Raw genomic sequence first — 9,510 nt, forward strand, 5'->3', positions numbered from 1 at the left:
ACTTTTACAGGAAATTATGAAAGCAAGAACCATAAAGAAAGATAAAGTCAATATCATCACCATGGGTTGTTCCAAAAACCTGGTGGACTCTGAAGTGCTGTTAAGCCAGCTGAAGGGAAATGGTATTGATGCCCGGCATGAATCCAATGCCCGGGACAACAACATCGTCATCATCAATACCTGCGGCTTTATCGACAATGCCAAGCAGGAATCGGTCAATACTATTCTGGAGTATGCTGCTGCCAAGGACAAAGGATTGGTGGACAAAGTGTATGTGACCGGATGCCTGTCTCAGAGGTACAAGGATGACCTGGAGCTAGAGATCCCCCAGGTAGATGCTTTTTTCGGTACCCGGGATTTACCGGCTTTGCTGAAGAAATTTAAAGCGGATTACAAGCATGAATTGGTGGGGGAAAGGTTACTGAGTCATTCGGCGCACTATGCCTATATGAAGATTTCCGAGGGCTGCGACCGGCCCTGCTCCTTTTGTGCCATTCCGCTGATGCGTGGGGGCCATGTGTCCCGGCCCATAGAGGAGCTGGTGAAAGAAGCCAGGCACAAGGCTGCCCAGGGGACGAAAGAGTTGCTCCTGATTGCGCAGGATTCCACTTATTATGGGTTGGATTTATATAAAAAAAGGCGGTTGGCCGATCTCCTGAACGCACTTGCCGATGTAGCAGGCATAGAATGGATTCGCTTGCATTATGCCTATCCGACAGGCTTTCCGATGGATGTACTGGATGTGATGGCCGCACGGGAAAATATCTGTAATTACCTGGATATCCCTTTGCAACATGGATCTACTGAAGTATTGAAAACCATGCGCAGGGGTACCAGCAGGGAGAAGCAGGAGGAATTGATTCAAACCATCAGGGCAAAAATACCGGATATTGCGATCCGGACCACCCTGATCGCCGGTCATCCCGGGGAAGGAGAGAAGGAATTTGAAGAGATGGTGGACTTTGTGCAGCGGATGCGTTTTGAGCGCCTGGGGGTTTTTACCTATTCCCATGAAGAGGACACCCACGCCCATACCCTGGAAGACCATGTGCCGGCAGCGCTGAAGCAGGAAAGGGCCAACAGGATCATGGAGGTGCAGGAACAGATTTCCTTCGAACTGAATCAGCAGAAAGTAGGCAAAACCTTTAAAGTGCTCATTGATAAAAAGGAAAGCGGACATTTTGTAGGGCGAACGGCCTATGATTCGGTGGAGGTAGACAATGAGGTCCTGATAGATGCCGGCAAGTTTTATTGCCCGGTGGGGGATTTTGTTTCAGTCAAGATCACCGGAGCCACGGAGTTTGACCTATATGGAGATGTAGTCTGAGCACAGGAGCCAGGCATTTATTTTTTCTTTGACCATAAACTGACATACATTCATGCGTGTAGTAGAAGTAAGTACCCAAGCACAGAGCAAGGAGTTTATTGAAATGGCCGTCCGGCTGTACCGGGAGGAGAAGAATTGGATCCGGCCCCTGGATAAGGACATAGAGGACCTGTTTCATCCCGAAACGAATAAATTGTATAAAAGTGGCGGGAAGGCCATCCGCTGGCTATTGCTGGATGATCAGGGAAATACCATTGGCCGCAATGCGGCCTTTGTCAACCCCAAATGGAAAGAAAAGCAGCCCACCGGAGGCATGGGTTTTTTTGAATGTATTCACGATAAAGCGGCTGCCTTTTTGCTTTTTGATGTGGCCCGGGATTGGTTGCAGGCGCAGGGGATGGAGGCCATGGATGGCCCGGTCAATTTTGGCGAGCGGGACAAATGGTGGGGCCTGCTGGTGGAAGGATTTTCTCCGCCGAACTACAATATGTACTGGCATTTTCCTTATTACCGCTCCTTTTTCGAGGAATACGGCTTTCAGATTTATTTCCGGCAATTTACCTACATGCGCAAGGTGCGGGGCGTGGTGATGGATCCCAAAATTGAAGCCCGGGCCAAAATCATCCGCGAAGACAAGAATATCACCTTCCGCTACCTGAAGGGGAAGGAACTCTGGGACAAATTTCCGGAGTATTTCATGAAGGTCTATAACAAGGCCTGGGCAGCCCATATGGGAAAGACCATTTCCGAAAGGGAAGCCCGGCTGATCCTGAAAAACATGAAGCCCATCGTGGATCCGTACCTGGTTTATTTTGGCTTTTACAAGGAGGAACCCATTTCCTTTTTTGTGAGCATTCCGGAAATCAATCAGGTCTTCAAGTACGTCAACGGAAAGCTGGACCTGATGGGAAAACTGAAATTTCTCTGGCACAAAGCGATGAATCCACCCGACAAGATGCTGGGATTGGTATTTGGGGTGGTGCCTGAGTTTCAGGGAAAGGGCGTGGAAAGCGCCATGGTGACCGAATACCGGGATAACATTGCCGAAAAGAAATTGTCCTACGAGACCATTGAGATGAACTGGATCGGAGATTTCAATCCGAAAATGATGCGGGTCTGTGAGCAACTAAACGCCAGCATCTACAAAACCCACCATACATACCGGTACCTCTTTGACCGGGAAAAACCCTTTGAACGCCATAAGGTCTTGGGCTGATGAACAAAAGTACCAGGTTTTACATTCTCCGGATCCTTTTGATGGGATTGATTTTCGGGTATTTATCCGAATCCTCCTATGGTCAGCAGGTACGGTCTGCGGAGCTGCAGGAAATCCTGGATAAGGCAGGCCTCAGCGGGAGCATCCTGGTGTATAGCGCTGAAGCTGACAGGTATTATTCCAATGATTTTGACCATGCCGAAAAAGGTCAGTTGCCCGCTTCTACTTATAAAATTCCCCATTCCCTGATTGCCCTGGAACTGGGTATCGCTGAAGATGAGGCAACGGAATTTCCCTGGAATGGGGAAGCCCGGGCCATGTCCCAATGGGAGCGGGATTTGACCTTTAAGCAGGCCTTTCACCTGTCCTGCGTGCCTTGTTACCAGGAAATTGCCCGGAAAATAGGGCTGGACCGGATGGAGGACTACCTGAGTCGGCTTGATTTCGGTCAGATGGATGTGCGCGCCGACAACCTGGATCAATTTTGGCTGCGGGGTGATTCCCGGATCAGTCCGATGGAACAAATCCGCTTTTTAAAACGCCTTTATAGGCGGGATTTGCCCTTGTCTGCGGAAACCATGTCGATTTTTCGGGAGATGATGGTCATGGAAGATACCGAAGACTACCGGCTCAGCGGCAAGGCCGGCTGGTCAGTGGATCAGGGGGTAGACAATGGCTGGTTTGTGGGCTATCTGGAGCAGGGGAGAGCGGTGTATTTTTTTGCCAGCAACCTGGCCCCCGGACCGGGAGTCAGTGATGCCGATTTTCTTCAGGCCAGAAAAGGGCTGACGCTGGAGGCACTGCAGGTGCTGGGGTTTTTGTAGGGGGAATCGGGCAGCTACGGCCGATTGGTCTCCGGATCAACGGTGGTAATCTGGTACCTGACCAACTGTTGGTTCATGTATTCCTGCCAGGTCACCACGTTGATTTTTTCCTTTTCGGCATATGCGTAGCCGTATTCGTAGCAAAAATAATAATAGTTGCCCTTTTGGGTGATGTATTGGTGGGTAAAGAAATTGAAGTCAAATCCCTGCCGGGTAAGAATTTCCCTACGTACAGCCGTAAGTCCTATTGGGTTGAGGTTTTGCAAGATCCGCCGATTTTTTCGCAGGATCTTATTGATATCCAAAATGGTTTTTTCGCTTCTCCGCTTGTTTCGGTTATGTCGTTGAAAGCGACATTGGTCCGAGCAGAAAATTTTGTCTTCTCTACCATGGATAACATCTCCACATTCGGGGCATTTTCGATCCATATCCGTATTATTACACGTGTATAAACGTTTATACACGTGTAATAATACGGAAATTATTTTTAGGATTCTTTTTTTTACCACAAAAAAAGAGCAAGATGGAAAAGAAAGCCAACGTTTATTTGAATTTCTGCGAGGAAAGCAACAAGGACCGGGTGTATTTTCGGCTTAAGGCAGACCATCCGCTAAGAAGCAAGGTTACCGGTCATGCCTGGTTGGAATTCAAGGCGGATCAGGTACGCTGGGAAATGGACTATTCGGATCACAGTATTCAACTGCTCAGACAGTTATGTTTTCCCGATATCCTGGTAAATACGTATTACCTGAACCGTGAACCAGTGACCTATTCATCGGGCTGCCAAGTATTGAAACCCGTCTCGGATAAGCAGGCCGGTGGAGATGGAATGGATTTACCTACGTTATGGGCGATGCCCATACTCCACGAGGGGCATACGCTGATCAAGTATTCATTTTCCTACAGCAAGCCCATCTACCGACTCCTTAAAGCCCAATCCTTCTTAAAATGGAGTGCACAATACCGGAGTTTTGTGGGCAATAACGACTCCGGCGATTTCAAGGTCCTCATTCGGGAACTTAAGGGGATAGCCCTGTTGAATTTCCGAAAAGGGATCGAGATCAGGGACATGGAATTGCTCCAACAGTATCAGGCACAGTGGCACAAGGGAGACCATCGAATAAGTTGTCGGGTGGATTTTCTGGAGATGATGCAGGCCCGCAATTACAGTGAGCGAACCCTGGTGACGTATAAGAAAATGATTGAGCGCTTTATCAATGATCCTCGATGGCTGGATCGGGATATGGGTGAGGTAACCGTGTCTGACATCAACCAGTACCACGAGGAATGGTCCTCCCGGGGAGGGTCCGCCGCCTCTATCCATCAGTCGGTGAATGCGCTCCGGTTGTATTTTACCCATTTGGGTAGGGGTAAATTGCTACTTTCCGATATCAGTCGTCCAAAGAAGGAAAAGGTACTTCCGAAAGTATTGAGCAAGGAAGAGGTAAAAGCCTTGCTAAAAGCCAGTGAAGTCAACGAAAAGCATTACCTGATCCTGATGTTGCTCTATGGAGGCGGCTTACGGGTTGGGGAATTGATCCAACTGAGAAAGGAAGACCTGGAACTGGATCGGAAGCTATTGCGGATCCGGCAGGGGAAAGGAAAAAAGGACCGCTATACGTTACTGCCGCTACAGGTGTTGGACAGGCTAAGTCGGTATCTGTCAGTCTCAGGATCGGGAGAATACGTTTTTGGTGGACAATTTGGAGGTAGGTACAGTAGCAGCAGTATTCAGCAGTTTACCCGTAAATATGGCAGGGAGGCGGGGATAAAAAAGCGCATTCATCCCCACATGCTGCGGCATAGTTTTGCTACCCATTTATTGGAAGGGGGTACGGATCTGCGGTATATTCAGCAGCTTTTGGGTCACAACTCCAGCAAGACCACGGAGATATACACCTATGTAAGCAGCAAACACCTGGGTCAGATCGTCTCTCCTGGAGATTTGCTGGATAGCTAAGCGGAATAGAAATGAAAAAGCTAGTTGAATTTTATTGGAATTTTTCTATCTTTAGGAGGCTGTGTTCGTACGGCCAAAAGGGAACTAACCGCAATGGCTGCGGTTAGCCAATAGTTATGCCTCATTTTAACATGAAACGACAAGTAATTATAATATTGACTATTTTTCTTGCTGCTTGCGGACAAAGACCACAATCGGACAATAAGGTATCTAAGAAAAATGACTCAATCAATGACAACATACAGGACTTTCAGACCTATTTTGTTAATGACATTGTGTCGAATGTGGAACATTTAAATCTATTACAAACTCAGCTAATCTCAAACCCTAAAGTAGTTTTCATTGAAAAAGAGTTTACGTTGAATGTGAACAAAACTGACTTACTAAATGTGCTAAAAATTGAGGCACGCGAATCAGACGAAGACTTTGAAAAAATTTACAATATTGTAATAAATTATATAAAATCTACGGACAGCTTGACATTTGAACACATTTGGACAAAAGGAGAAAATTTTGATGATATTAGTTGGTTTGAGACTGACAGACTTGGTCCAAGAAATCTAACAAAAAAAATTTTGAAAGAAACTATCTGTAGACTTATTGAAAATGGTGGTTTTGAAATTATTCTGAACAATAAAAAAGAAAGAAATTACTTCTTTGAACGAGTAGACAGTGATTATGGTGGTAATGTAAAAGGGGTTTTCACCGCTGACAAAAAATTAATTTGGATATGTCCACCATTCATAATAGACTAGGAAAAACGAGGCATAACAGCACCTACCCAAAAGTGGCGGTTCAGTGGTTAAATCAAGCTTTGTGCATCTATCAAAGTTTCTGCTTGGTTGACAGTGAATCGCTCCGAAATCGCCACCTTCGGGAAGCTGCAAAACGTTGGCTGTAATACAAAAAGACCACGAAACATATGAAATATAGCATTTTAATAATTGGATTGATAATTTCATTTAATCTGTTTGGACAAGAACTAACCAGAAAGGAAAAGAAATATATACCGAAAGATTTTAATGAGGCATTAACACAATTGGATAAAGTGATTCCTGATTCAACTAAAAACCGGATTAAATCAATGACTGAGGATGATTTTGTTGCCCAGACACATTTTTCAACTGGCATGTGGATTAGGAATTACTGGCTTTATAACCGATATCTGTTTGGATTGATTGTAATAAAATCGGATTTAAGAAAAAATTTAACGGCAAAAGGACTTTTCCATAACGATGACATGTCAGGAGTTATTCTTCGTTCCTATCACCGTAAATTAAACGGGATTGAGATTAACCTTGACCAGCAGATTAAAGATGTTCATCAATGGTACGTGAATATGAATGACTCAAAATGGAGAGCCGAGCAAGATTCAATAAAATGGGCAGAGTACATGACACAATTTGAAATTGGCGATACATTGACAGACCATGTTTACTATGACAGGAACTGGTTGGGAGAGCCGAGAAAAAATGCTGTTTTACTTGCAAAGGTGATTGAAAAATCCGATAAACAACTAAAAATTGAGTTGATTTCATTCGGAGACGGAATAAATGACAAACCAATGATTTATGAACAGATAAAGTGCGATTCGATTGATTGCTGGATAAATCCTTATTGGTGGAAAAAGATTGATAATGAAGGAAGTACTACAGCCAACACGCAATAAAAAACATAGGGCGAAAGTGCTAAATTTGAACAACATAACATTTAATAAACTGCTTGATAACTTGATAGGTAGGAGCTTCGAAATGCCCTACGTTTCTTATTGCCATCCGTTGTGCCTCATGCAGAAAAATGAAAATCGATGAATAAAATTGAAGCGATCCAAAACATTAAAAAGGTTGGAAAATTTGTTGATTGTCAAGCAGCAGGTTCTCAATTTCAAGACAATACAATAATTTACGGACGTAATACCTTGGGCAAAAGTACCCTTACTGCTATTTTCAGGTCGATTCAAACAGGTGACAAAAAAATAATTGAAGGGAAAAAAACATTCGGAGTAGCAGGAAGTCCTGATATAAAAATCCGATTCACCGATGGAGCCACTAGAACAATTCTTGACTTTAATAGCAATCAATGGACAAAAGGAAATCCTAATATTCAAATATTCGACACTCAATTCATTACTGAGAATGTATTTCAAGGGGAAGAAATAACCTTCGACAACCAAAAGAGCTTAAATCAAATAATTATTGGTGAAAAAGGAATTGATTTAAACTCTAAAATACAAGAGCTTCAAACGGCATTGAATGAATTAACCGAAAAGAAACGACAGCTGACCAATAACTTTAACAAGCTTTTACCTAGTTCAGATTATGGAAATATCACAATTGAAAAATTTTGTGCTTTACCAGAAACAACCGACCTAGATGTTCAAATTAAAGCCAAAAAAGAAGAATTACAGCGCCTGCGAAACAAGGAAATAATTACAACAACTATTCGCAAACATTTATCATTTTTCAGTTCCCTATCAGGCTTAGATTTCAATAGGATTTTAAATAGTAGAATAAACTTCAATCCTGAAGAAATTAACCGACACATTTCAGCCCATTGGAAAGACAAGGACGCAAGCAAGGACTTTTTAAGACAAGGTCTTGACTTAACAAAAGAAGAAAAGGAGACTTGTGTGTTTTGTGGTCAAAACCTAAATGCAAAAGAGCTTAGATTATTAGAATCTTATGAGCTGTTTTTTAAAGGTGAATACCAAACTCTTCAAAGACAAGTCCAACAAATAAAAAAGAAATTGGATTCAGCTAATTTTGAAAACACCACGAACCTTTTGAAGGCTGACTTTGAGAAATACTCTCTTGAAACTGAATTAACCCAAGAGTTTTTTGAGAACATAATCCTTGCCTTTAATTCTTTAATAAAGGATTTTGAAAGCAAATTTCAAGACTTGTATTTTACACCTTCAAATGATTATGATTCAATTTTTGAAGAACCATTAAATGCTCTGATTAAAGAAATTGAGAGAGTTCTTGAGAAATATTTCCCTTCGGATGGTAAAACGATAAGTCAATCACAAGTCATGTCTGAAATAAAGGACTTAGAACTTCAAAAACAGAGAATAAGCAAGGCATTCAAAGACATATGCCAAGAATTTGAGCAAATAAATAATTCATTTAACAGCAAGAGAACTGAAAGGGAAAGTAAACGAAAGGAATTAGAAGATTATTCATTAGAAGTTTTTGATCTTCATAAAACGTCAATCAACTACTATTTAAAGCGAATGGGAGCAAATTTTATGATTGATGACTTACAACCGATAAAGAAACTCAAAGGTTCTGACGAAAGACTATTCACTATTAAGTTCTACGACAAGCACCTTGTCAGTCTTGATTCTGAAAATAATGATATTCCTAACTTCAAAAATTCATTAAGCGAAAGTGATAAGCGTGTTTTGGCCTTTGCCTTTTTCCTCTCCCTTTTAAAACACGATGATAAATTAGATAAAAAGATTTTAGTGTTTGACGACCCTTTTTCTTCTTTCGATGAAGAAAGGAAAAGGGATACTATTCAATTACTTGCTGATGTTAAATATCAAAAGGAAGGGATTGAAAAGAAGCCTTTGCAAAAAATTATATTAACGCATGAAAAAACATTCTATAGGGATGTATATCTTAAGTCATTCAGTGATTCCTCTACTCAAACTATAAAAATAGAATTTGATAAAGTAATCGATGGCATAAACACTAGTAAAATTGCATATTGCAATATTGAAGAAGAATTTCCAGATGATAAAATAATTGCCAAAATCAAACGAGTAAAGGAAATTCACGACAACCAGTCATATAGTGAAAAGTACGATGGTGATTGTAGAGTGATTCTAGAAAATATTTTTAAACGGAAATATTACTTCCTACTTGAAGATGCTATAAAATCAAGAAAGAGTGTAAGAACATTTACAACTTCATTAGAAGATAAATATCCGACTGAAGATTATAACAAGTTATTACGATTATGTGATGACTTGAACATAGAACTACATGACAATGATTCAGACCCTTCAAATGGAGACCACGGTTCAGTTTTGAGAGACTTTTTCGAATGTATTGAAATAATATAAAAAAGCACGAAGGCACAATCGAGTAGCCCGACCTGAGCCAAATGGCTCAGGTTGAGGCTCTCACACCACCAAGCGTACGGGTCTCGTACTTGGCGGTTCACTGGATTGTAGGTT

At 42.1% G+C, this 9,510-nt stretch carries 8 protein-coding genes; 7 read left to right on the forward strand and 1 reads right to left on the reverse strand.

Annotation, left to right across the window (positions count from 1 at the left end; all coding sequences use genetic code 11):
* Positions 1-16 precede the first annotated feature (16 nt).
* Genes rimO through blaOXA form a run of 3 tightly spaced genes read left to right on the forward strand, consistent with a single transcriptional unit; the run spans position 17 to position 3,367 of the window.
* Complete coding sequence (rimO, locus tag GL182_RS20980; protein ID WP_163381757.1) at positions 17-1,327, forward strand: 30S ribosomal protein S12 methylthiotransferase RimO; 1,311 nt, start codon at positions 17-19, stop codon at positions 1,325-1,327.
* 52 nt (positions 1,328-1,379) lie between these two features.
* Positions 1,380-2,543, forward strand: coding sequence for a hypothetical protein (locus tag GL182_RS20985; protein WP_163381758.1), 1,164 nt, complete (start codon positions 1,380-1,382; stop codon positions 2,541-2,543).
* On the forward strand, positions 2,543-3,367 hold the full coding sequence (gene blaOXA, locus GL182_RS20990) for a class D beta-lactamase (RefSeq protein WP_163381759.1): 825 nt from the start codon (positions 2,543-2,545) through the stop codon (positions 3,365-3,367). Before GL182_RS20985 ends, blaOXA begins: the two co-directional genes overlap by 1 nt.
* Positions 3,368-3,381: 14 nt before the next feature.
* On the opposite strand, the gene GL182_RS20995 is transcribed toward blaOXA, so the two are convergent.
* A complete protein-coding gene (locus GL182_RS20995; RefSeq protein ID WP_205603703.1) occupies positions 3,382-3,795 on the reverse strand; it encodes a hypothetical protein in 414 nt (137 codons plus the stop codon).
* A 95-nt stretch (positions 3,796-3,890) separates the two neighbouring features.
* Here GL182_RS20995 and xerA point away from each other — a divergent pair, with 95 nt between their 5' ends.
* From xerA to GL182_RS21015, 4 genes are all read left to right on the forward strand, one after another.
* Positions 3,891-5,327, forward strand: a complete 1,437-nt coding sequence (gene xerA / locus GL182_RS21000) for a site-specific tyrosine recombinase/integron integrase (RefSeq protein ID WP_163381760.1) — start codon at positions 3,891-3,893, stop codon at positions 5,325-5,327.
* 131 nt (positions 5,328-5,458) lie between these two features.
* The gene (locus GL182_RS21005) at positions 5,459-6,082 is read left to right on the forward strand and encodes a hypothetical protein (protein WP_163381761.1); all 624 of its coding nucleotides are present in this window, start codon (positions 5,459-5,461) and stop codon (positions 6,080-6,082) included.
* Between the two features lie 167 nt (positions 6,083-6,249).
* Positions 6,250-6,996, forward strand: a complete 747-nt coding sequence (locus GL182_RS21010; RefSeq protein WP_163381762.1) for a DUF6794 domain-containing protein — start codon at positions 6,250-6,252, stop codon at positions 6,994-6,996.
* 138 nt (positions 6,997-7,134) lie between these two features.
* The gene (locus GL182_RS21015) at positions 7,135-9,396 is read left to right on the forward strand and encodes an AAA family ATPase (RefSeq protein ID WP_163381763.1); all 2,262 of its coding nucleotides are present in this window, start codon (positions 7,135-7,137) and stop codon (positions 9,394-9,396) included.
* The last annotated feature ends 114 nt before the right edge of the window (positions 9,397-9,510 follow it).

Origin of the sequence: Cyclobacterium sp. SYSU L10401, from assembly GCF_010993705.1 — a bacterium.
GTDB lineage: Bacteria > Bacteroidota > Bacteroidia > Cytophagales > Cyclobacteriaceae > Cyclobacterium.